Below are 22,879 nucleotides of genomic sequence, written 5' to 3' on the forward strand. Positions count from 1 at the left end.
TTTACGCCATCTCAGTATTATTTAACATTTTTGTAGCAAATCGCACCTTAATGAAAGGCGCTAAAATTACAGGTAATGATATTTATCAAACCGAAATGGATGTCCATAAATTAAAAAATGGTTATTTTAATGACATCGACGATTTAATTGGCCAAGTCTGCAAGCAAAATATCGCGGCGAATCATCCCTTTACTCCAGCCAATATTGAATTACCTAAAGTAGTTCGTAAAGGAGAAAAGATCTCTATGATAACCGGCAATAATAATTTAACTATTAGTATGGAAGGGATTGCAATTACCGACGGCTCTCTAGGGGAAACCATCAAAGTACGAAATTTAAGCTCAAAAAAAATCGTTGAAGCTCAAGTTTCTGGGGAAAAAAGAGTAACCGTAGTTTTTTAAGCCAAGAATTTATTTTTTAATAAAAAAATCATAAAATTAAGAAAATTTACTAAAGTATTTTCTCAAGCTGCCGATAACGCGTTTACTGATGCAAATTTTAGGACTGGTAACTATAGGTCATCAGTATGAAATAAACACAAAACAACGTGAGGATAAGTTTATGTTTAATCAAATTAGTGATGCTACTCATGTAAAACCTATAGAGTCAGACAACCGTTTGAAAGGTAAGCAGCTGGAAATTAATAAAATTTTAGCTGAAGGCTCTTCATCGTTTGATGACAACGTTAGCATCAGCAATACAACCAAACAACTTGAAGCGATTACAAAATCATTAGATTCTGTTCCAGAAGTTAGTGACGCTCGTGTTCTCTATTTCAAAGCTGAAATAGAATTAGGTAATTACCAAATTAATAGTGACAAGATTGCTGCAAAAATGTTAAATAATACTGAGATGGCGTAAATTTAAGGTAGTTATATGAGTAACGACAAAGTAAAGACATTATGCAAGCATTTAGAACAAGAAATTTCTTGGGTTGAGTCACTTAATGATTTATTAGCCGAAGAAAAAGGACTTTTGGAAACTCGCCAATATGCTCAAATGGAAGAATGTGCCAGTAAAAAGCAAGATTTATCCAATAAGTTAGAAGACAGCTCGAAACAGCGTATGGTGCTGATTAACCCTGCGAATCAAGTACTTGATGCAGCATATGCGCTAAATGCCTTTCTTAGAGAGTGCCCAGAACCTGAAATAAACTTAGTAAAAACATTAAATAGCAAATTAACCCATGCTTTGACGCGTTGTCGTGAATTAAATACCGTAAATGGTCAAGTGATTGCAAATAATCTTTATGTTCGTCAGGAGCTTGTTAATGCTCTGTCAGGAAATAAACCCGATGCAGTGAGTGTTTATAATGCTCATGGTAATTTATCCTCTTCAAACGAGACTAATCACCATCACGAAGAAGCTTAATCTCACCCCCGATACTGGATAAAAGCGGATAAATTGTAGGCTGAGCCGTGGCCCAACCTACACGTAAGATAGTAAACCCTATCGCATGCGCAGTGCACCATCTAAACGAATAACTTCACCATTCATCATCCCATTTTCAATAATATGCCCTACTAAAGCAGCAAACTCTTCAGGTTGACCAAAGCGTTTAGGAAAAGTCATCGTGGAAATTAAATTATCCTGAACCTCTTGGGGCATATTGAGTAATAACGGAGTACCAATCAATCCAGGTGCAATGGTATTTACACGAATAGCAAACTGAGCTAATTCTCGTGCAGCAGGCAAAGTCATGGAGACAATACCCCCTTTGGAAGCGCTATAAGCCGCCTGCCCTACCTGGCCTTCAAAGGCGGCAATTGATGCGGTGTTAATGATAACTCCTCGCTCCTGAGATTTGCTATCCAACTCCAATGCAGACATTGCATGTGCGGCAACTCTCATTACGTTAAAAGTGCCAATAAGATTCACGTCAATGACTTGCTTAAATGCAGCCAATGGCATTGCTCCCTCTTTACCAACAATACGTTTTGCTGGTGCTATTCCCGCACAGTTAATACAAACTCTTGGCGCACCAAGTTTAGCAATTGTTTGCTGCATTGCTTCTTCCACAGAGGCATCACTGGTTACATCACAATTAATAAATAAATCAGCCTCACTTTGAGGGTCTGCTTGTTTATCCCAAATAGCCACCCGCATTCCTCGTTGCTGCAAATACTGAGTACAAGCTTTTCCCATACCTGAAGCGCCACCAGTAATTAATGCTACTTGATTTGTAAAATTCACTAAACTTCTCCGTAATTATAAACGTGTATTATCCATTTCTCGTTCAAGTCCCCGCAAGAAAGAATGCAAACGAAGCCACATGTGTCTGTACAGCTATGAATTCGTCATTGCGAGCCTTGACGATGCACTCCAGAATGATGCTTCGTTAGAGTTCAGTACTGGGTTGCTTCACTGCGCTCGCAATGAAAACATTTTTTATGTCTTTTAAATGGCACAGCCCAAAAATTTAGGTATACAGAAAAACCTAAGACAAAAACTCTTTACTTAACTCTTTAAACTCAGGTGTTCCAGCCTTTCTTATCCACTCAAAAAATACCATTTCTGAAGTAACTAATTGAATTCCTGCTTGCTGCATGCGTTTCAGGCCGTATTTTATATTTTGCGCTCCCCGACTACTGACTGCATCAACAACTACAAAAACATCAAAACCATGCTCTTTCATTTCTAAAGCAGTTTGCAGCACACACACATGTGCCTCCATGCCGATTAGAACCAATTGTTTTTTATTCAATTGTTTTAGACGCTGAGCATAGTTTGCATCACTCATGCAAGAAAAATGAACTTTATCAATACATTCTTGCGAATCATAATATTCTTGAAGTGAAGCAACCGTTGCGCCAAGGCCTTTGAAATATTGTTCACTGACTAAAATGGGAACTGACAATTTGCGGGCTAGTTTTAAAAGCCACTCACATTGGGCTATGAGAACCTCGCTGTTCATTACAGCAGGGGTAAGTTTTTCTTGAACATCAATTAATAATAACAATGACTCTTCTTTATTAAGTAACATCCCTATCTCCTTAAATAATTCCCCTGTCATCCCGAACGCAACGAGGGTTCTCCTGCGTCGGAATGATGAGGAAAAGCTATATTATGCTCCAGCAATATCAATAGTCTTCATGGCCACATCCATCTGCTTATTGCCACGCTGTACTGACACCGTAATTTTTTCACCAACCTTAATATCAGTCAACAAATTATAGAGTTCATCATAATTATTAACTGCATGACCATTAAGGGCAACAATCACATCACCTATCACTGTGCGTCCCCATGGATCACGATGTGTTCCTTGCAAATTTGCTTGTGATGCAGGTGTACGAGGAAGTACCTCAGCAACCAATATACCCTTACGTACGCCTAAACGCTGCGCAATATTAGGCGCAACACTGTGAATACCTATTCCTGATAATACAACACGCCCATGCGTGATAATTTGAGACACAATGCGTTGAATATCATCAGCCGGTACAGCAAATCCAATTCCTGCAGAAGCACCTGAACGAGAAAAAATCATGGTATTCATACCGATTAATTGCCCAGCACTATTTAATAATGGACCACCAGAATTACCTGGATTAATTGGCGTATCCGTTTGGATCATATTACGAATAGTTACCCCTCCAATACCTGGAACTTGTCTACCTAATGCCGAAATAACCCCTTTAGATAAACTGTGATCTAAACCATAAGGATTACCGATTGCAATAGCCTTTTGGCCAACAATCAAATCGACAAGATGCACAATGTCAAAAGGTTTAAACGATTTTAGCGTCGATAAAGCATTCGGTGATTTCACTTGTAATACCGCGATGTCTTTACGTGGCTCAGAACCAACTACTCGTGCAGGAACGGTCATATTACCCAAAGTAATAGCCAGTTTATCTGCACCTTTAATTACATGATAATTAGTAACAATATGACCTTTATCATCCCAAATCATACCTGAACCCGAACCATCAGGAACCTGCATTTTTTTGAAAGAATAATGATTAGTTACTGTTGCCAAGCGATGAACATAGACCACTTTAGGTGATGCTTGTTGAAATACTTGTACCGTATTTTGTTCATCTGGAAGAAGTGCATTTACATTAACACTGTACGCAGGAACAGCCAAAATAGCACCTAAAATAAATCCTAAGCGATGTTGCCTCATTGTTGTAATACTCCACAGCAATTATAAAATTGTATGCATCCCTAAATGCAACGAGATTATGAGAAATCTTCTCATTTTTCAACATCCCGCGGATTAGCCGCGACACGCCGATAGTTTGGTAAAAATGAGCGAGTTTTTCAGAACGTGATTGTATTATACATTGGGCAAAATGTCACCACTTGGCTTAAAATCACAACTTAATCCTCGCTTATAAAGCAAAAGAAACAGAGGTATTATTAATATCTCCTCTCTGATCGTTTGGTTCATCAAGTGCATGGAGATGCCGATTAGTGCGCTCTTCAGGATTGTTTATATCATTTTCTGTACGCTCCACTTCTTGTCTGGCACTATGTTCCACTCGGGTTTGCACTACAGCAATACTCGGTAAGGCACTACCCGCTCCAAAAAATTGCATTAAAAATTGTATGGGCGCCATCAGCATGTCTTTAAACGACACGGTACCCGCATCAATAAGTTTCACAGCAACCACTTCCGTATCATCAATATGGCGTAAATAAACTTTCTCTAATAAAGCAGAATGTTGCTTATAAATATTATCCAAATTGACGTTACTCGCTTTCTCTTGATTTAACAGATACCGTTCAAAATCGGCATGTGTATCCCATAATATAGCCCGTCGCTTTTGCAATATCTGCAACTCAGCGTCATAAAATCCGATTTTTTTATCAATTTCATCTCTTAATTTATCACAAATCAATTTACGTTCAGGAGAAATCTCCCCACTAGAAATGATAACTCCAGACTCTTTAAGGGTTGCTTGTGCATAACGCTCGATGAGCTCCGTTTTTTTATTTAAAAGCTCTGAGATTTGAGCATCCAGATACTTAATGGCATCCTTGTTTTCACCAAGCATTTGATAATGTGCAGTAAAACGTTTTTCATTTTGCATTTGTATTCGGATTTTCTCTAACTCACCGGCTTCCTGCGCTAACGCCCTACTTTGTGCTTCATCATTTAATTTTTTATCTCTACTTAGTAATAATTGTCTAATAAACGCAGATGCAACCATCACCGTCCCAAATACTGCTGCACAAATAAGCCCCATAACCATCGGATCCATAATCCACTCCCTTACTGATACAAATGAATCAATTGTGTATGTATTTCAACTGCAAAATACTCATTAAACTGATGAAACGAATCAATCGAAGGCCATTGCTCAGATGGATTGCTAATACGAGTCATCGCCGTTGAAAATATCGGCTGATAGTAGTTTTTAATAAAAGGCTTAATTTCCGTTAAATTAGAAAAATTCTTCACCATCACCGTGGCATTTTCTTCTAAATGAGATAAGTGCACACGTTCAATTACTTCAACAAGCTCATTATGACCCTCAGCTGTTGATTTTAACCAATTAAGTAAAGCCACCCGAGGTTTGAAGAGCAGTAATTGTTTCCCTTCTTCGATGGAAGGTTCCATCAAGATAATATGGTTGTGCAATTCAAATCGGAAACAACACAGAAAATCTAAAAAATTAGTTTCAATCTCAGAACGAACACTGTCCCCTAACCAACGAGAAATTTCATGACGAAACATTTCAGGGAAACGTTTTTCTATCTCATTAAGGACGGCATCATCTGATGCTTGTTTTGGAATAGTGTAAGCTGTATTGTCGATTTGCAATAAACGCAGATCGGGTAATTTGGCCTCTGGTAGTTGTGACGCCAGAAATGATAAAAAAACAGCCGTAGGCTTTAAGACTATTATTTCATATGATTTTTGGCGCATAATTATCTCCTTATTATATCTTTCTACATAAATCACAAAAAAAGCCCCCTCCCTGCGATGAAATTTTCTCCGCTGATGAGGGGACTTTTTATATATTTAGGCATGTCCTAAGGGCTATTTGTAAACAAGCCTTACTAAAACGATAGACCATGGATGGGGAGTTCGCGAATAAATTTTAAAATTTTTTCTGCATCATGTTCAGGTATTAATCATATTAAAATTAAGATATTATCTTGACTGATTAACTAGACAATGATTTAAGTGAATAATTTACCTGTGCAATTTAGCAAGCCTTTGCTTGAATGGTTTGCTAGCCATGGGCGCAAAAACCTACCCTGGCAATTACCCCGTAGCCCTTATCGAGTGTGGATTTCTGAAATTATGCTGCAACAAACGCAGGTACAAACCGTTATCCCCTATTTCGAACGTTTTATGGCGCGTTTTCCAAATATTAACGATTTAGCCCATGCTCATGAAGATGAGGTCCTTTCCCTATGGTCCGGATTAGGTTATTACAGCCGCGCTCGTAATCTTCATCGAACCGCGCAAATTATTGCTTCTGAGTATCAAGGAGTTTTTCCTAATCAACTTGAGCTGGTGCATGCATTGCCAGGAATTGGCGCCTCAACAGCAGCCGCGATTTTATCTCAAGCCTTTAACCAACCTACGGCGATTTTAGATGGGAATGTGAAACGAGTTTTAACGCGTTTTTTCGCCATTAAGGGACATCCTGAGCAAGCTGCAATAAAAAAGCAATTATGGCAACTTGCCAATGCGTGCATGCCTCAAGAACAGTGCGCAGATTACACGCAAGCCATTATGGATCTAGGAGCAACCTGTTGCACCACGAAAAACCCTGATTGCCAGCATTGCCCGGTACAAGATCATTGTTTGGCATTAAAATATAGAGAACAACATTTATACCCAACCAAGAAAGTAAAAAAACCTGTACCAGTACAACAGCAACAATTATTGGTTTTATGCGATCACGAGGGCAAAATTTATTTAGAAAAAAGACCTCCCTCAGGATTATGGGGTGGTTTATGGTGTTTACCGAGTATAGATGAAGGCAGCTGCCCCCTTGATTTTATCAAAATGGAATATGATTTAAACGGTGAAGCGCCTCAGCATTTGATTGCTTTTAAACATCGTTTTAGTCATTTTCTTTTGGAAATAAATGCACTACGGATTAAAATTAAAGTATTGGGAACCAAATTGGCTGAGCCTAAGGGGCAATGGTTTGCGAAAGAACATTTAAGCTCTTTGGGATTGGCAAAACCCACGAGTAAGATTTTGTCTTTATTATAAGAATATATAGCGCGTATTAGCGCAGCCTAATACGCGCTAGGGTCTGCAATCAAAATAATGATCAATAAACCTTCGGATTAACCACCGGAGTATTCATATTCCCATCCAGAATTTTCGCGGCCACGATAGCATCAGGCTGGCCGGCATTGGCCGCTGCAGTGATCCAAAACCATGCTTTTTTACGATCCTCAACCACGCCCTTCCCGTAATAATACATATAACCAATAGCATATTGCGCATCACGCTGACCTTTTTTAGCTTCTGGTTTCAAACGTATAAATGCGGTGCGATAGTTCTCCACACGAAAGTTAGTAATGCCCTCGCGTAAATTGGCGGTGCGTGTCAGACAGGCAGCTAATCCTGGAATAAACAGTACAACGATTAATAATTTTAAAGCATGTTTCATCTAATCTATTCCCCTTTTAAAGGCTTAGCTACCGGCTCAAAGATTAATTCATTTTTGGGTAGACTCAAACTTTCCAAAGCCCCTTGACGCTCAACAAGTACCCCATTGGCAGTAATTCGTTTAACTACTGCATCGCCCGGAATGGTGTCACCTATTTTATAGGTCTTCTCTTCCCCATTTGCAGCACGAATGATCACTTGAGAATCCTCCATATTACCAGCAAATAAGATTCCTACCAAAGTAACATTTAACATGGATTTTTTGACACTGCCATCACTTAAATCATTGGAAACATAAACACCAAAAAGGGATGCCTTAATAATGTCATTAAAAGAATCCTCTTTCTGAGCAACAGGAATCACCCCCTTACCCGGTTCAGGAGCTATTTGTGCTTGAATCGGTGTAAACCTTAGCGAAAAAAATTCAATAATAATCAATGAAGAAAAAAAGGAAATTAAAGCAATGGCAATCCATTGTGCATATTTGCCTGACCATAAATAATGAAAATCAACCTTCATAGTTTCCTAAGCCTTGGATTAAACGCGATTTCTGGATAAGAATCGCATAAAATCAAAAGAAATCAAAATTATTGCGGCAAAAATGCCCCAAAAGCCACCGATTTAAAGCTAATAGCTTCCATTCGTCCTAAATTTAACATCAATTGATACCTTGCCTAGAGGAAATTACCCCACTAGAATACAAACGATTACCTATAAGGAATATATTGAATGAAAAAGAATCACTTCGATACACGAGCTATTCATGCTAGCCAAGAACCCTGCCCAAGCACCGGCGCAGTAATGACTCCAATTTATGCAACATCTACTTACCGACAAAGCGCTCCTGGAGTACATCAAGGCTATGAGTATTCGCGCACGCAAAACCCTACTCGCGCAGCTTATGAAGGCTGTATTGCCAGCCTGGAATCAGGTCAGCGTGGTTTTGCTTTTGGCTCGGGAATGGCGGCCATAAATACTGTGATTGACCTGCTCGATGCTGGAGACCATGTGATTGCTACGGACGACCTTTATGGTGGTTCTTTTCGTTTATTCGATAAAGTGAAGACTCGCACCTCCAACTTATCGTTTTCTTTTGTAGATATGACCGACGCGCGCAACATTGAAGCCGCAATTACTCCTAAAACACGCTTAATCTGGGTAGAAACTCCATCCAATCCCATGCTAAAGCTGGCGAATTTACGTGAAATCGCAGCGATTGCAAAACGTCATAACCTAATTACAGTAGCGGATAACACCTTTGCTACTCCCTGGATTCAGCGTCCAATTGAATTGGGATTTGATATTGTGCTGCACTCGGCAACGAAATACTTAAATGGTCATTCCGATGTAATTAGTGGCGTCGTTGTTGTGGGCGACAATGCGGATCTTGCCGATCGTATGGCATTCTTACAAAACTCATGTGGAGGCATTGCCGGTCCATTTGATAGCTTTTTAGTGCTCAGAAGCCTGAAAACCCTATCCTTGCGCATGCAAAGACATTGTGAAAATGCGGAGCACTTAGCAAACTGGCTAAGCTCACATTCTAAAGTAAACAAAGTAATCTACCCAGGTCTTGCTAGCCATCCGCAACACCAATTAGCTAAAGAGCAAATGCAAGGTTTTGGCGGCATGATTTCCATAGTAATCGACGGTGGTATTGAAGAAGCGAAACGCTTTTTATCGCGTTGTGAATTATTCACCCTTGCTGAGAGCCTAGGTGGCGTTGAAAGTTTAATTGAACACCCAGCGATTATGACGCATGCATCCATTCCACCAGAGCAGCGCAAAGCTTTAGGCATTGAAGATGGCTTTATTCGTCTCTCCGTGGGTATTGAGCACGTAGAAGATTTGCAAGCTGATTTACACAGCGCTTTGTCATAACATTATTTAGGAAAAACATATGCATACGTTACAAACCATTATTGAACAAGCCTTTGAACAGCGCCAAACCTTATCCATGAGCACTGCAAGTCCTGAGCTCATTGCGGCCGTGAATGAAGTACTTTCTTGCCTGGATAGTGGACAGTACCGTGTTGCAGAAAAAGTAAATGATGACTGGGTTGTGCATCAATGGATTAAAAAAGCGGTCCTTTTATCATTTAAATTATTTCCTAATCAAGTTATCGATGCTGGATTTTGTCAATTTTATGACAAAGTCCCACTGAAATATCAAGACTATAGCGAAGCGCAATTTCAACAAACTGGTGTCCGTGTTGTGCCGCATGCCATGGTGCGCAAAGGAGCTTATATTGCTAAAAACAGCATCTTAATGCCCTCCTATGTAAACGTTGGCGCCTATATCGATGAGGGGGTCATGGTTGATACTTGGGCTACCGTTGGTTCATGTGCGCAAATTGGTAAGAATGTGCATCTTTCCGGTGGCGTTGGTATTGGCGGCGTATTAGAACCGTTACAGGCAAATCCAACCATTATTGAAGATAATTGCTTTATCGGTGCGCGTTCTGAAGTCGTTGAAGGAGTAATCGTAGAGCGCAATTCCGTATTGTCCATGGGCGTTTATTTGGGACAAAGTACCAAAATCTACAATCGCCTCACTGGGGAAATCACTTATGGTCGTATTCCTGAAGGCTCCGTAGTTGTTGCTGGAAGCCTACCTAGCGAAGATAAAAGCCATAGCTTGTATTGTGCCGTGATTGTAAAACAGGTGGATGAAAAAACCCGAGCGAAGGTGAGCATTAATGAATTACTAAGAGCTAACTAAATTATGAGTAAAATAAAGGAACTATTAACTGAACTCATTAATTTCCCATCGGTTACTCCTGATGATGCAGGGTGTCAGGAATTTATGATTCAATTCTTGCAGAATGCAGGATTTAGTTGTGAACGGATGAATAATGGCCCTGTATCTAATTTTTTTGCTCTTTATGGAAACAGTGGCCCTTTATTAGTATTTGCAGGCCATACTGATGTAGTGCCCATAGGTGATGAGTCAAAATGGCATACGGATCCCTTTGTTTTGGTAGATAAAGACAGCATGCTTTATGGCCGTGGCGTTGCCGATATGAAAGGCAGCCTTGCGTGTATGCTACTCATGGCAAAACGCTTCGTTGAAGCCTACCCTGCTTTTCCAGGACGATTAGGCTTTCTCATTACCAGCGGTGAAGAAGGTGATGATTATGATTTAGGAACACCTTATGTTATGGAACAATTGCAACGACAGGGAATTCATATTGATTACTGTATTGTTGGAGAGCCTTCCAGTACCGCCCATGTTGGGGACGTGCTTAAAATTGGCAGACGGGGTTCGTTAAGTGCCAAAATCTGCCTGCATGGAAAACAAGGACACGTTGCCTATCCGCATCTAGCAGAAAATCCCATTCATAAAATAAGCCCAGCCTTAGCTAAATTAACTGCCATTCGTTGGGACGAAGGCAATGCTTATTTTCCACCAACGTCCATGCAAATAACCTCCATTAGTTCAGGCGGCCAAGCACCAAATATTATTCCTGGTGAAATCAATATGCACTTGAATTTCCGCTATTCTACAGAGCAGACTCAAGAGAGCTTAAAAGAACACGTTATGGCAACCTTTAATGAGTTTGGCCTTAGCCCTAACATCAACTGGCGTTTAAGTGGGGAACCCTTTTTAACCACTCAAGGAGTGCTATTGGAAAGTACGCAACAAGCGGTTCTGGAGCAATCAGGTTATACACCTGAATTATCAACCAGTGGCGGTACTTCTGACGGTCGTTTCATTGCCCCTTATGGTGTAGAAGTTATTGAATTAGGCCCTGTTAATGCCACCATCCATCAAGTTAACGAATGTGTTTCTTTAATCGATCTGCATCAATTAGAGGCCCAATATTTTTCAATTTGTCAAAAACTACTACTTGACCTGAAGTAGAGCTATACTCCTACAAGAGGCATTTTATGCCTCTTGGGCTGGCCAGCAAACAGGTTTAATTGTGAACCACCCGTAAACCAACACAGCCTCTTTTCTATCGAGGCCTTTTATATGGAGATAATTATGAGTGGTTGCAGAATAAATCCTGTAGGTTTGGGTCTGGCTTTTGGTGTGCTTTGGGGAATATCCATATTATTGCTAGGCTTAGTTGCTACTTATTATGCTTATGGACATGATTTTGTTATATCAATGGGAAATTTATATCCTGGATATACTCCATCGATTAAAGGAAGTATTTTGGGGGCAGTTATTGCATTTATTGATGCCTTCATTATGGGTTTTCTTATTGCCTGGCTATACAATAAGTTTAGCAATTGCGGTTGTGCTTGTTGTAATAAGGGGGCGAAAGAAGTTAAGGATAAGCCTGTAGCTTAATAAGCTGTAGCCCATATTACGGCAGCGCTAATACGGGCTACGTTTATGCCTTCGCAATGACGGCAATTTTGTTATTGTTTCGCGACTTTTATATTTCGCTAGCTACTAGTTCACTACGTGCCAACTTCCATCAGGTTGACGGCAAGCGCTACCACGGAGAAGTTGAGTTCGTCCATCAATCCATGCTTTTGTAGTATATTCACGACAAGGTAAGCGCTCATGATGGTGCTCATGATAGTAAGTTCGAGTAGGTTGAACGGTATAACGATATCCAGTATCTGGGTTTGACCAATTAACGGCTCTACCGGTTGGTGCAGTTTCCAATGCTCTTTGCATTTGCATTTTGTCTACTTTATCCATGCTTCGCCCAATTTGGCCGCCTAAAACAGCCCCAATAAGAGCGCCACCAGCTGCTGCAGCGACTTTACCACCGCCACTACCAAACTGGCTACCGAGCAATCCACCAACGACACCACCAGAAAGGGCGCCTATACCTTCATTATTCACTCCGGTACAACCGACAAGTAAGAAAGACAAAGATAAGGATGCAACAGTTAACTTTTTCATGATTGTCACCAGATTAAAGGGTTAAAAAATCGACATCATTCTAACACCCTGAATGATTATGATCCATATCCTTTTATTGAGGGCATGGCACTTAATTGAGCAAACGTTACCACAATAAATGGAGATTGTAATTTGATCACTCTCTGATATACTTGTTAAAAAGAGCACCATCTGCCTATCTATTTTTCAATCAATCTTCCTAAAGAAAGGAACTTAATGAACTATTTGGTCTTTAAAATAGTGCATTGTTTAAATGCTTAATATTTTTTAACTAGTCTCAAGGAGTTAGCAAGCAATGACGCAATGGGGATGGTCAGGGACGCACCGCCATTAAGCTAAGGAAAAACTGACTAAGAATGACGCACGCGCTCAGAAATTTGGCATAACAACTCATAAGCAATCGTCCCTGCGGCTTGAGCAATACGCTCTACTAAAATATGAGTCCCCCACAACTCAACCGGAGCTCCAGGTTGGATATCAGGATGTTTCGTTAAATCAACAGCCAACATATCCATAGAAATACGACCCGCAATAGGAACTTCCCTACCCTGCACCCAAACTGGCGTATTCGCAGCAATATGGCGCGGATAACCATCACCATAGCCTGCAGCAACAATACCAATTCGTGAGGGGTTTGGGCTGCTCCAAACACCGCTATACCCTACTTGTGCAAAAGATGGATTATCATAAACCGCACTAATCGCGGATACAAAACGCATTACGGGCACTAATCCCAAGTCAATTGCAGTCTTATCCGCAAAAGGTGATACCCCATACAGCATAATGCCTGGTCTGACTACATCCGCATGAGTTTGTGGGAAAGAAATAATTGCTGCGGAATTGGCCATGCTACGTTGACTAAAACCGGCAACGGAAATACGTTCAAAAAGAGAAATCTGCTGATAATTTTCCGCACGTTCTGGCTCATCAGCACAGGCTAAATGAGTCATTAAACCAATGTCTTTATCCACCCAGGAACAAGCTTGTAAAGCACTCATCAGCTCTTGCAATTCATAAGGCTTAAACCCCAGACGATGCATGCCTGTATTTACCTTCACCCATAATTTAATCGGCTTATCCAATGGCGTATTTAATAACCACTGTACTTGGTGTGGCTGATGCATGACACAACCTAATTGGTGTTCTGCAGCCAATTTAAATTCATCCGGGCTAAACACTCCTTGGAACAGAATACAATGAGTACGACTACCCAGGCGACGAATAACCATGGCCTCTTCAATACAGGCGACACCAAAAGCATCAACATGCCCTTCAAGCACAGGAACCACCGCATGGATACCACAGCCATAGGCGTTGGCTTTGACCATAGTAATTACTTTTTTTCCTGGAGCAAATCGTCTTATCTGCGCCAAATTATGCAGTAAAGCACTAGATTCAACAACCAAGTGGGTCGGTCTTGACACTATTCGAATCCCTCTTGATAACCATTAAATGCCAAATCTTCAAATCGAGTATATTTACCAATAAAGGCTACACGGACCTTTCCAATAGGACCATTTCTTTGTTTCGCAATAATGATCTCAGCAGTTCCTTTATCAGGGCTGTCTTCGTTATACACCTCATCCCTGTAAATAAAGCAGATTAAATCCGCGTCCTGCTCGATAGCACCCGATTCCCTTAAGTCAGACATTACGGGACGTTTGTCAGCACGTTGCTCCAAACTTCGGTTTAACTGGGATAAAGCAATTACTGGTGTTTGCAATTCTTTAGCAAGGGACTTCAAGCTTCGTGAAATTTCCGAGATTTCCGCAGTTCTGTTTTCAGCGCTAAAGCCAGGTACTTTCATGAGCTGCAGATAATCCACCACAATTAAGCCAACGGAACCATGTTCTTTGGCTACACGACGCGAGCGAGCGCGCATTTCCGAGGGGCTTAACGCTGGGGTATCATCAATAAATAAAGTGGCTTCAGACAGCATATGTACCGCAGAAGTCACCCGTGGCCAATCATCATCATCAAGCTTTCCAGTTCTTATCTTATGCTGATCAATACGACCTAAAGAAGACATCATCCTCATGGCTAATGAATCTGAGGGCATCTCCATTGAGTATACGATTACGGGCTTTCCAGACTGAATCGCGACATGCTCTGCCATATTCATTACCAAGGTGGTTTTACCCATAGAAGGACGACCTGCAACGATAACCAAATCAGAGGGCTGTAAGCCTGAAGTCATTTTGTCTAAATCACTAAGTCCTGTCGGAACCCCGGTGAGCGCATCGCCGTTGTGGTACAAGGCATCAATCTTTTCAACGGTACGCACTAAAATGGATTTAATATTTTCAGGACCACCATCGCCTCCGGTTTGCTCCCCGATGGCAAATACCTTGGTTTCAGCCATATCTAATAATTCAGGTACTTCCCTGCCCTCGGGGTTATAGGCTGCGTCAGCAATTTCTGTAGCTACCCCAATCAATTGTCTTTGTACGGATTTTTCACGCACAATATCAGCATAGGCATTGACGTTCGCCACACTAGGTGTGTTATTTGCTAATTCAAACAAATAAGCTTCACCGCCGGCATCATCCAGCTCATTATGTGATTTTAAAGTATCAAGAAGCGTGACTACATCAAAGGGTTGGTCTTTTTTGGATAATGCGGAAATTGCCCGGAATAAAATACGATGTTCCGTACGGTAAAAATCTGCCTCGCATAATTTGGTACTAATTTTATCCCAAACCTGGTTATCCAACATCAAGCCACCAATAATCGATTGCTCTGCTTCGACTGAATGTGGGGGTCTTCTTAATGGATCAACGGTTTTTTTAGGTTTTTTTAGATCAAGCATAATTAGGTAGGCATGTGAGTTGGAACAACGGCTATTGTAATGATCTTTTGCTAGGATGTCATCTGCTAAAAGGACTGCGACGGGATTGGCAGGAGGATTTCTAAAAGAAAACCTGGTTGCTTGCAACCAGGTTACGGGAATTATCTAACCCATGTTTGAGTGCGTCCTAATAAGGATACGCCTAAATATCCTCTAACATGAAGTTTATTTCCATCTAGAGTCATTTTTGCTTTATAAATTTTACCTGATTTAGGGTCTAGAATAGAGCCACCACTCCACTCATTATTACCATCACTTTTCAAACCCCATAAGAAACGTATGCCCGCAATTTTTTTACCTTTAAACGAGCCAGGGCATTTCTCACAAATTCCAGTATCGCCTGCTTGTGGGTATACTTTTTGAATAACGCCACTGATAACGCCGCCAGATTCAGAAACCATTACAACAGCTCTTTTGGCACCAGTTTTATCATCAATTGTTGTCCATTGACCTACAGGCGAACCTGATGCAGCAATGGCGCTAGGAACAAATGATACAGCAAAAACCAAACCACAAATCGCTTTCCATAATTTCATAGTTTTCTCCATAATTACAATCATATATAGCTTATGCCATGATTTGCGACTATGCCAGTTTTTCAATGAAAAAGCATTAAATTTTATGTTTTTTTGAAGGAGTAGTTGTTTGAAAATGCGTCAAAAATTCGCACCCACCCCACAGTTGCTACAGTGGCGCAAAAAACTGCTCGATATCGTCTTCGCTTAAACTCATCGCCTTAGCCGGATCTGCGGATAATATCCCATCCACCAATAGACGCTTACGCTCTTGCATACCTAAAATAGCTTCTTCGACCGTACCCGAAGTAATCAGCTTATAAACAAACACTGGATTTACCTGACCAATACGATGCGTCCTATCCGTAGCCTGATCCTCTACTGCCGGATTCCACCAGGGATCATAATGAATAACCGTATCCGCACGCGTTAAGTTCAGTCCCGTTCCCCCTGCTTTTAAGCTAATTAAAAACACAGGGATCTTTCCTTCCTGAAACTTCTCAACTAAAGCCTGTCTGTTTTGTGTTTGTCCGGTAAGCTTTAAATAATCATAATTACGCGCATGCAACTCATCTTCAATTAATTGCAGCATAGATGTAAATTGCGAGAAAATGAGTACTCGTCTGCCCTCTTCCACCAAATTATCAAGCAGCTCCATTAGGGTCTCAAGCTTAGCTGAAGTTCCATGGGCAATCGTTGCTTCGGGTAATGATAATAAACGCGGATCACAACAAATCTGACGCAGCTTCAATAAAGCATCAAGAATAATAATATGACTTTTACCTAAGCCTTGCTTCACAATCGCATCGCGAACTTTTTTCTCCATGCTCATGCGAATGGCTTCATAAAGATCTCGCTGTGGCCCAACAATTTCAATAGTCCGCGTCATTTCTGTTTTCGGCGGTAACTCACGAGCAACCTGGTTTTTGGTTCTTCTTAAGATAAAGGGCTTAACTCGGTTGACTAAAACTTCACGTCGATGCATATCGGCATGTTTCTCTATAGGATTTCTAAACCAAAGCCTGAACTGTTTGGTATCTCCTAATAAACCTGGCATTAAAAAGTGGAATAAAGACCATAATTCCCCTAAATGATTTTCTAAAGGTGTACCCGTGAGGCATAAACGATGCGCTGCATGCAATTGCTGGATAATCTGCGTTGTTTTAGTGCGGGCATTTTTAATAAATTGTGCCTCATCCAAGATGAGATAATAAAAAGGATAACTCACAAATTTTTCTTTATCTCGATGAATGAGTCCGTAGGTGGAAATAACCAAATCATAATCGTCAAAGTTATCCTGATGCCGCTCGCTACCATGATAAACCAAGACTTTTAATGCCGGAGTAAAACGCCGAGCCTCAGCCTCCCAATTGCCAACTAAGCTGGTGGGCGCAATAATTAATGTAGCCGTGCGTGTACGTCCCTGCTCTTTTTCATAAAGCAAATGCGTCAAGGTTTGAATGGTTTTTCCCAACCCCATATCATCAGCTAAAATACCGCTGAAACTACTCGTACGCAGAAACTGTATCCAACTTAATCCTTGGCGTTGATAGTCTCTTAATTGCGCTTGTAACCCATGAGGAACCGGAACCTCCGGAATGTCAGTTAACTTAACCAAGCGCTTTAACTCATCGCGTAGCATTTCAGCACCTTGCCAACGTGACTTCGTGGCCGCTAGTGCTAATTCTGCTTCCTGCATTAAGATCAATTGGTATTTGTTAATTTGCAGATCTTGATTTTCATCTATATGACGCAAACCAAATTGCAAAAGCAAACGGACCAAAGGTTTAATACGCCCCATTTCTAACTGTAAAGCACGCCCATCATCTAAAGGTAATTTAACTAATTGCTCATCTGGAAGGGCATCCAACTCCCCCCCTTTGTAATGCTGGATTAAATCAGCCACCAAAGGAACGATACTGACAGGCTTACCCTCGACTAAGATACCTAATTGATAGGAGAAGAAATCGGTGCCACTACCTTCATGTAAATCAGAAAACCATTCCACGTCATCAACACTAACCACTTGCTGATATAATGAGCTTATCATGTCTACCTGCCAGCCCCGATGGTTTAATAGTGGTATTGCTTGGCTGTAAAGAAACTCTAAATCTGAGGCTTGGGTAATATTTTCTAATACGAAATCAGCTTGCCTGGTTTTATTACACTGCGCTTTTTCCCAACCTTTAGCTGCTCTCAATTTAAGAATCTGATGTAATTCGTTTAGTTTTTCTGCTTCAAAATGTTTATCGCGTTGGTAATGAATTAAAATGCCATTTTCTTGAGTCACTACCGTATCGCAGTCTTCGTTAAGCGCGATTCGTGACTGATTGTAATTGAAAAAAACACGTGCAATGAATAAGGCATTCAATTCCTCATCATCATAAAACCAAGATGGTCCTTCCTGTTCCTCGCTTACTGCATCCAAAATTAGCATAGGTATAGGAGTAACTTGACGCGTTTCTTGTATAGTAAAAACTTGCGGTACTGGAAACTCAGGGCAAGTTTGTTCCATTTTTTTCGCCAGTAATGGCGCTTGCTCAATAGAAATGGGGGGTGCTTCTAATAAATGTCCGAGCTGTTTTATTGGATAAGGAGTTTTTAAATAGCCCATGACTCCTATGTCATAATCAAAATACCAACTCTCGTCTAGCAATAAAGGCTTAACAACTTCATCATCATGCATCAACAATAAGTTCTGGCTACCATTTTGTGCCAAAACCCACTGGCATGTGCCGTTATAGGTTTCACCCAGATGAATAGCATGTTCTTGATCATGAACAAAAAAAGCTCTGCCTGTAGCAAGAATTCCTGCTAATAATTCGCTATTACGAATGCTTAAGGAATCAAACCAGCCTGTAACACCGCATTTAAACAGTAATTGAGCGACTAATTCATTATCATCACCAGTAAAGTGTTGTTTCTTGGATTCAGCAAGGCTGTTAAAAGTGATCATCTTTCCATAACCACCACGTTTTAATAATTTAGCTAAAGCCAATTTGACGATTACTTTATGCTCATAACCTTCAAGTCTCAGTTCAATTAAATAGGTTAAATGATGCGTGGACTCATGAGTCTTAACCACCGCGGCTTCTTGGGCACGCAGATTTTTTAACCAGCTATCTAAGCGCTTATCAAGCTTATTTGCAGGCTGTGACACCGTATTGGTTTGAGCGCGTAAGGCAAATAAACAGGCTGCCGCATGTTTGCAGTTAATTGGTGAAGTGCAAGTGCAACTCGCACGTTTTCCAGGCCAGGCTTTTAAATCCATGTGCACATCATAGATCTGACTGGAACTGCCTTTAACTCGCCCTTTTAAGAGCCCCTCACTAAAACGAATATTCAGCACATGGCCATTCTCAAAATATTCTTGCCCACGCAATAATATTTTGGCCTCAAACGCTTCTGGCATTTTTGATAGTGCTTCATTTAACATAATATTTGGGATGTTCTAGACAAAAGCGTCTATTTTATGCAATTTTCAATCTAATTAACACTTATATCTTTCATTTAGGTGCACTTTGTAATAATTTACTGCCCATTCCTATCAAAGTGCGCTTAATATCATGCAAAACACGCTTCGAATTCTTATGGCTCAAATCAATCCCACAGTTGGAGCATTAGCGCTCAATCGGGATAAAATTATTGAAATCATAAAAAACAAGCAAGATGACCATGATGTCATTGTTTTTCCTGAATTAGCCTTAACAGGCTATCCTCCCGAGGATTTACTTTTTCGGAATGAATTTCATCTTTCGGTGGTGGAGCATTTAAAACAAATCCAAGCAGCAACCAAAGACTGTTATATCCTTGTTGGTCATCCAAGTATAGATCAAAAAAACTGCTACAACAGTGTGAGCATTTTGTATCAAGGGCAAATAATTAGGGAATATCACAAACAGAAATTACCTAATTATGAAATTTTTGATGAAGCACGCTATTTCACCGCAGGCGTAAGAAAACCGTGTATTCTACAAATAAAGAATTACCAGATAGGTATTTGCATTTGTGAAGATGCATGGCAACCCGGTCCGATCACGGACTTAATTGAACACGGTGTCTCGATAATACTCATCCCCAATGCGTCCCCATTTGATGAACACAAATATCAAAAACGCGAAGCATTATTAAAATCCTATGCGAAGCAAGGTGTTGCTATTGCCTACGTAAATCAAATTGGCGGACAAGACGAATTATTATTTGATGGACATTCATTTGCACTGGATCAACAAGGCACTGTCTGCGCCCGCGCCGCAGCGTTTAAAGAAGATTTATGTACCATTGAATTGCAAGGCAAACAGCTTTCAGGTCCTATAGCGGCCCTGCCAACTAAAGAGGCATTACTCTATGAAGCATTAGTTTGTGGAACCCATGATTATGTTAATAAAAATCAATTTCCAGGCGTTTTGTTAGGCCTCTCAGGAGGTATTGATTCTGCACTCACCTTAGCCATCGCTGTAGATGCTTTAGGAGCAGAACGAGTACATGCAGTTCTTATGCCCTCACGCTATACTGCAGAAATGAGCGTTGAGGATGCCATGCTCGAACTACACGCACTAGCAGTCGCTCATTCTATGTTATCCATTGAACCCGCATTTGAAGCCCTAATGACGACCTTGAAACCTGAGTTTCATGGATGCCCCGCAGATCTTACTGAGGAAAACATCCAGGCTCGAATTCGCGGTTTATTGTTAATGGCTATGTCAAATAAAACTGGGAAAATGGTCCTGACCACCTCAAATAAAAGTGAGTCTGCAGTAGGATATGCGACCTTGTATGGTGACATGTGTGGTGGCTTTGGGGTTTTAAAAGACGTGCTCAAAACCCAGGTTTATGCACTAGCTCATTATCGAAATAACGTATCGAAAGTAATCCCTGAACGGGTGATTACTCGCCCTCCTTCGGCTGAGTTAAGGGATAATCAAACCGACCAAGACAGCTTGCCTGACTATGAGATTTTAGATGCGATTATTGTGGCGTACATGGAAAAGAATTTAAGCCCGGCAGCAATCATTCAACAAGGATTCAAACCTGAAGTGGTTACTAAAGTAATCCAGATGATTAAACGCAATGAATATAAACGACGCCAGGCAGCTCCTGGAATCAAAGTAAGTGCAATGGCCTTTGGTAAAGATTGGCGTTATCCGATAACGAATGGGTTTAAATCTACGTCATCCTGAGGAATACGATGAAGGCTCTCCTGAATGTGGTATTATTCTCAGGAGGCCCTCACTAGTTAGGGATGACCTATAATCTACATCATATTAAGAATTAAGCGTACGCGATAGCACTTCGGCATTTTCTAAAGCTTCATCCATAATCCTGCGTTCATGCCAAATAGTAGGCAATTTACTGATAGCTGTATATCTATCTTTGCTTAAAGGCTGAGGCTTAACCTTCTCCGTCTCTTCCTTAAATGATGCATCAACCTTAGGAGTGTCTTTTACCAATTCAAGCGTCTGCTGCACTTGCTCTTCAACATGCAGCTTCAGTCTATTTTCAAGCATGGCCTTAATATTTTGAAAACTATTCTTATCTAACTCATGAATCGGATTAATGTTTAACAAATAGTTTTTAAACGCTAATTCATCTTCTGCATTAAATGGAGCAGGATGAGTACCAAGCCAACTGGAAAGTTCAGGATAATTTTTTAATCTAATTTGATTGATATGACCTAAACTATTTGCCCACCAAAGAGCATGCTCTTTGTCCGTATGGTGTAGAATAAAGGTTGAGGTAATATGCATACGCTGCAAATCGCTGATTCGTTCCTCTGGGTTGATCTTGCATTGAAGTAAACTAAACGCACGTTCATGAGCATTATGTTTTACTTCATCAATGTTTTGTTGCCCCATTTTTCTACCAATAATACTACCCAACTGTCGATTCATCAGGGAAACAGTTGCCGTATTTAAAGCTTTAGCTGTTTTTACTCCCAATAAATGAAGTTTTATTGTGTTCTCAATTTCTTTTTTAGCCGCCTCATTAAAGTCATTATCGTGCAACAGTCCAAGACAGCTAGTTAAACATTCATGAAGCAAAGGATAATCTTTGAGCTCAATAAAATTGAGTGCGCCTAAACTGCTTACCCACCAAAGATTGGCCTTAGGTGGATCGGTGCGTAAAACAAAGGCTGAATTAAGACCTTTATTCACCAGATCTATATTATTTTGCTCAGAATTGATCACTAATTGTAAACGTTCAAGCAATTGGGTTTTTGCTTGCTGGCACTCGGTGATTATATGTTCTAGCTGTTCAGTACTTAATTTGGTTAGATCGGTAATTTTCTTGCGGGATAGAAATAATTTAAGCTCTACGCTTACATCCAATGGATGTATTTTACCGGTGGCATCCACTAAAGAAAGCGTCCACTGCTTAGTATCCTTTACCAGGCAAAAAACAACTTTATCCGCTTCTTTTGCAGCTTTATTTTTCGCAGCATCGAGATCTTGCTCAACAATTGCCGAATCGAATAAGCGTTGTTTAGCTAAACCTGCTTGCACAAGCTCATCACTACGATGTTTTGCTTCCTCTAGTGCTTTCTTATGATCGGCAATTAAATAATTTAAGCGATTCATAATTGGCTCTTTTAATTTAAGCACAAAGGAAAGTTTTTCCTGCTCCTCTAAAGATTGATATCCATCAATAGCGCAGGTAAGTTCTAAAAGAAAGTAGAAATTATAAGAGCCATTATTCCATTCGCCTTCGCTTAAAAGCTTTTTAACAGCTTCCCAGCGAAAATAAGAATCATTGGTTTCTTTTAAGTCATGAATAAAGCTGTTGATGTCACGGGTACGTGTAAAATAATAAAGCCAATATTTGTATTTTACTTTGGCTTGTTCAGCCAGATCGACTATTTTCTGACGACCTCCATCGGTCGCATCAGAAATAAGATCAACAATCTGTTCAATAAAACTAGACGGTATCTCCAATAACGGTTTTGCCGTGCCTTTCTTTTTAGTGTCAGTCATTATGAAACTCCATTTCAATCTGTTAAAAATTTATCATTGCACCAATGTTCATTTGAAACAAGTAGACGATTCACACAGATAGTATAT

22 protein-coding genes are annotated in these 22,879 nt (G+C 40.4%); 9 read left to right on the forward strand and 13 right to left on the reverse strand.

Going from position 1 to position 22,879, the window contains the following annotated elements; all coding sequences use genetic code 11:
* The 3 genes from flgA to ACQY7T_RS14445 form a co-directional block, all read left to right on the forward strand.
* On the forward strand, positions 1–401 hold a 401-nt coding region (flgA, locus tag ACQY7T_RS14435; RefSeq protein ID WP_428414236.1), incomplete at its 5' end, for a flagellar basal body P-ring formation chaperone FlgA.
* Positions 402–561: 160 nt separating this feature from the next.
* Positions 562–861 carry a flagellar biosynthesis anti-sigma factor FlgM gene (flgM, locus tag ACQY7T_RS14440; RefSeq protein WP_428414237.1) on the forward strand — a complete coding sequence of 100 codons (300 nt, stop codon included), beginning with the start codon at positions 562–564 and terminating at the stop codon, positions 859–861.
* A gap of 15 nt (positions 862–876) precedes the next feature.
* Positions 877–1,371: a flagella synthesis protein FlgN gene (locus ACQY7T_RS14445; protein WP_428414238.1), complete on the forward strand. Its 495-nt coding sequence runs from the start codon at positions 877–879 to the stop codon at positions 1,369–1,371.
* A gap of 78 nt (positions 1,372–1,449) precedes the next feature.
* Here ACQY7T_RS14445 and ACQY7T_RS14450 read toward each other — a convergent pair whose 3' ends face one another.
* The 5 genes from ACQY7T_RS14450 to ACQY7T_RS14470 form a co-directional block, all read right to left on the reverse strand.
* On the reverse strand, positions 1,450–2,193 hold the full coding sequence (locus ACQY7T_RS14450; protein WP_428414239.1) for an SDR family NAD(P)-dependent oxidoreductase: 744 nt from the start codon (positions 2,191–2,193) through the stop codon (positions 1,450–1,452).
* A gap of 244 nt (positions 2,194–2,437) precedes the next feature.
* A complete protein-coding gene (locus ACQY7T_RS14455; protein WP_428414240.1) occupies positions 2,438–2,983 on the reverse strand; it encodes an isochorismatase family protein in 546 nt (181 codons plus the stop codon).
* 81 nt (positions 2,984–3,064) lie between these two features.
* Positions 3,065–4,129: a S1C family serine protease gene (locus ACQY7T_RS14460; RefSeq protein ID WP_428414241.1), complete on the reverse strand. Its 1,065-nt coding sequence runs from the start codon at positions 4,127–4,129 to the stop codon at positions 3,065–3,067.
* A gap of 208 nt (positions 4,130–4,337) precedes the next feature.
* Positions 4,338–5,210, reverse strand: coding sequence for a hypothetical protein (locus ACQY7T_RS14465; protein ID WP_428414242.1), 873 nt, complete (start codon positions 5,208–5,210; stop codon positions 4,338–4,340).
* Between the two features lie 11 nt (positions 5,211–5,221).
* Complete coding sequence (locus ACQY7T_RS14470) at positions 5,222–5,878, reverse strand: hypothetical protein (protein WP_428414243.1); 657 nt, start codon at positions 5,876–5,878, stop codon at positions 5,222–5,224.
* Between the two features lie 261 nt (positions 5,879–6,139).
* Between ACQY7T_RS14470 and mutY the strand changes: the two genes are divergently transcribed.
* Positions 6,140–7,186, forward strand: a complete 1,047-nt coding sequence (gene mutY / locus ACQY7T_RS14475; RefSeq protein ID WP_428414244.1) for an A/G-specific adenine glycosylase — start codon at positions 6,140–6,142, stop codon at positions 7,184–7,186.
* Between the two features lie 61 nt (positions 7,187–7,247).
* On the opposite strand, the gene ACQY7T_RS14480 is transcribed toward mutY, so the two are convergent.
* Positions 7,248–7,592: a tetratricopeptide repeat protein gene (locus ACQY7T_RS14480; protein WP_428414245.1), complete on the reverse strand. Its 345-nt coding sequence runs from the start codon at positions 7,590–7,592 to the stop codon at positions 7,248–7,250.
* Positions 7,593–7,597: 5 nt separating this feature from the next.
* Positions 7,598–8,110 carry a type II secretion system protein N gene (locus tag ACQY7T_RS14485; protein ID WP_428414246.1) on the reverse strand — a complete coding sequence of 171 codons (513 nt, stop codon included), beginning with the start codon at positions 8,108–8,110 and terminating at the stop codon, positions 7,598–7,600.
* A gap of 210 nt (positions 8,111–8,320) precedes the next feature.
* Between ACQY7T_RS14485 and ACQY7T_RS14490 the strand changes: the two genes are divergently transcribed.
* The 4 genes from ACQY7T_RS14490 (at position 8,321) to ACQY7T_RS14505 (ending at position 11,891) form a co-directional block, all read left to right on the forward strand.
* Complete coding sequence (locus ACQY7T_RS14490) at positions 8,321–9,472, forward strand: trans-sulfuration enzyme family protein (RefSeq protein ID WP_428414247.1); 1,152 nt, start codon at positions 8,321–8,323, stop codon at positions 9,470–9,472.
* 19 nt (positions 9,473–9,491) lie between these two features.
* Positions 9,492–10,313 carry a 2,3,4,5-tetrahydropyridine-2,6-dicarboxylate N-succinyltransferase gene (dapD, locus tag ACQY7T_RS14495; protein WP_428414248.1) on the forward strand — a complete coding sequence of 274 codons (822 nt, stop codon included), beginning with the start codon at positions 9,492–9,494 and terminating at the stop codon, positions 10,311–10,313.
* A gap of 3 nt (positions 10,314–10,316) precedes the next feature.
* Positions 10,317–11,456: a succinyl-diaminopimelate desuccinylase gene (gene dapE, locus ACQY7T_RS14500; RefSeq protein WP_428414249.1), complete on the forward strand. Its 1,140-nt coding sequence runs from the start codon at positions 10,317–10,319 to the stop codon at positions 11,454–11,456.
* A gap of 123 nt (positions 11,457–11,579) precedes the next feature.
* Complete coding sequence (locus tag ACQY7T_RS14505) at positions 11,580–11,891, forward strand: bacteriophage holin (RefSeq protein ID WP_428414250.1); 312 nt, start codon at positions 11,580–11,582, stop codon at positions 11,889–11,891.
* 105 nt (positions 11,892–11,996) lie between these two features.
* On the opposite strand, the gene ACQY7T_RS14510 is transcribed toward ACQY7T_RS14505, so the two are convergent.
* From ACQY7T_RS14510 to ACQY7T_RS14530, 5 genes are all read right to left on the reverse strand, one after another.
* Entirely contained in the window at positions 11,997–12,458 is a 462-nt protein-coding gene (locus tag ACQY7T_RS14510; RefSeq protein WP_428414251.1) for an RT0821/Lpp0805 family surface protein, read from the reverse strand.
* A gap of 350 nt (positions 12,459–12,808) precedes the next feature.
* Positions 12,809–13,882, reverse strand: a complete 1,074-nt coding sequence (alr, locus tag ACQY7T_RS14515) for an alanine racemase (protein WP_428414252.1) — start codon at positions 13,880–13,882, stop codon at positions 12,809–12,811.
* Positions 13,882–15,267 (reverse strand): replicative DNA helicase, encoded by a 1,386-nt coding sequence (dnaB, locus tag ACQY7T_RS14520; RefSeq protein ID WP_428414253.1) that lies wholly within the window; start codon positions 15,265–15,267, stop codon positions 13,882–13,884. Before dnaB ends, alr begins: the two co-directional genes overlap by 1 nt.
* 140 nt (positions 15,268–15,407) lie before the next feature.
* Positions 15,408–15,842, reverse strand: coding sequence for a DUF2147 domain-containing protein (locus ACQY7T_RS14525; protein ID WP_428414254.1), 435 nt, complete (start codon positions 15,840–15,842; stop codon positions 15,408–15,410).
* Between the two features lie 148 nt (positions 15,843–15,990).
* Positions 15,991–19,257 carry an SNF2-related protein gene (locus tag ACQY7T_RS14530; protein WP_428414255.1) on the reverse strand — a complete coding sequence of 1,089 codons (3,267 nt, stop codon included), beginning with the start codon at positions 19,255–19,257 and terminating at the stop codon, positions 15,991–15,993.
* Between the two features lie 130 nt (positions 19,258–19,387).
* On the opposite strand from ACQY7T_RS14530, the gene ACQY7T_RS14535 reads away from it, so the two are divergent.
* Positions 19,388–21,001 (forward strand): NAD+ synthase, encoded by a 1,614-nt coding sequence (locus tag ACQY7T_RS14535; protein WP_428414256.1) that lies wholly within the window; start codon positions 19,388–19,390, stop codon positions 20,999–21,001.
* 84 nt (positions 21,002–21,085) lie between these two features.
* Here ACQY7T_RS14535 and ACQY7T_RS14540 read toward each other — a convergent pair whose 3' ends face one another.
* Positions 21,086–22,792: a hypothetical protein gene (locus ACQY7T_RS14540; RefSeq protein ID WP_428414257.1), complete on the reverse strand. Its 1,707-nt coding sequence runs from the start codon at positions 22,790–22,792 to the stop codon at positions 21,086–21,088.
* Positions 22,793–22,879: the final 87 nt, after the last annotated feature.

The sequence above is a fragment of the Legionella sp. genome (assembly GCF_965140895.1).
In the GTDB taxonomy this organism is placed as follows: domain Bacteria; phylum Pseudomonadota; class Gammaproteobacteria; order Legionellales; family Legionellaceae; genus Legionella.

What these genes read in the sequence shown, in the direction of transcription:
- ACQY7T_RS14530 (WP_428414255.1), bottom strand. Translation starts at nt 19,257, where the DNA reads ATGTTAAATGAAGCACTATCAAAAATGCCAGAAGCGTTTGAGGCCAAA.
- ACQY7T_RS14455 (WP_428414240.1), bottom strand. Translation starts at nt 2,983, where the DNA reads ATGTTACTTAATAAAGAAGAGTCATTGTTATTATTAATTGATGTTCAA.
- dnaB (WP_428414253.1), bottom strand. Translation starts at nt 15,267, where the DNA reads ATGCTTGATCTAAAAAAACCTAAAAAAACCGTTGATCCATTAAGAAGA.
- ACQY7T_RS14460 (WP_428414241.1), bottom strand. Translation starts at nt 4,129, where the DNA reads ATGAGGCAACATCGCTTAGGATTTATTTTAGGTGCTATTTTGGCTGTT.
- ACQY7T_RS14470 (WP_428414243.1), bottom strand. Translation starts at nt 5,878, where the DNA reads ATGCGCCAAAAATCATATGAAATAATAGTCTTAAAGCCTACGGCTGTT.
- ACQY7T_RS14505 (WP_428414250.1), top strand. Translation starts at nt 11,580, where the DNA reads ATGAGTGGTTGCAGAATAAATCCTGTAGGTTTGGGTCTGGCTTTTGGT.
- ACQY7T_RS14445 (WP_428414238.1), top strand. Translation starts at nt 877, where the DNA reads ATGAGTAACGACAAAGTAAAGACATTATGCAAGCATTTAGAACAAGAA.
- ACQY7T_RS14490 (WP_428414247.1), top strand. Translation starts at nt 8,321, where the DNA reads ATGAAAAAGAATCACTTCGATACACGAGCTATTCATGCTAGCCAAGAA.
- ACQY7T_RS14525 (WP_428414254.1), bottom strand. Translation starts at nt 15,842, where the DNA reads ATGAAATTATGGAAAGCGATTTGTGGTTTGGTTTTTGCTGTATCATTT.
- ACQY7T_RS14510 (WP_428414251.1), bottom strand. Translation starts at nt 12,458, where the DNA reads ATGAAAAAGTTAACTGTTGCATCCTTATCTTTGTCTTTCTTACTTGTC.
- dapE (WP_428414249.1), top strand. Translation starts at nt 10,317, where the DNA reads ATGAGTAAAATAAAGGAACTATTAACTGAACTCATTAATTTCCCATCG.
- ACQY7T_RS14485 (WP_428414246.1), bottom strand. Translation starts at nt 8,110, where the DNA reads ATGAAGGTTGATTTTCATTATTTATGGTCAGGCAAATATGCACAATGG.
- ACQY7T_RS14480 (WP_428414245.1), bottom strand. Translation starts at nt 7,592, where the DNA reads ATGAAACATGCTTTAAAATTATTAATCGTTGTACTGTTTATTCCAGGA.
- flgM (WP_428414237.1), top strand. Translation starts at nt 562, where the DNA reads ATGTTTAATCAAATTAGTGATGCTACTCATGTAAAACCTATAGAGTCA.
- dapD (WP_428414248.1), top strand. Translation starts at nt 9,492, where the DNA reads ATGCATACGTTACAAACCATTATTGAACAAGCCTTTGAACAGCGCCAA.
- ACQY7T_RS14465 (WP_428414242.1), bottom strand. Translation starts at nt 5,210, where the DNA reads ATGGATCCGATGGTTATGGGGCTTATTTGTGCAGCAGTATTTGGGACG.
- ACQY7T_RS14535 (WP_428414256.1), top strand. Translation starts at nt 19,388, where the DNA reads ATGCAAAACACGCTTCGAATTCTTATGGCTCAAATCAATCCCACAGTT.
- ACQY7T_RS14540 (WP_428414257.1), bottom strand. Translation starts at nt 22,792, where the DNA reads ATGACTGACACTAAAAAGAAAGGCACGGCAAAACCGTTATTGGAGATA.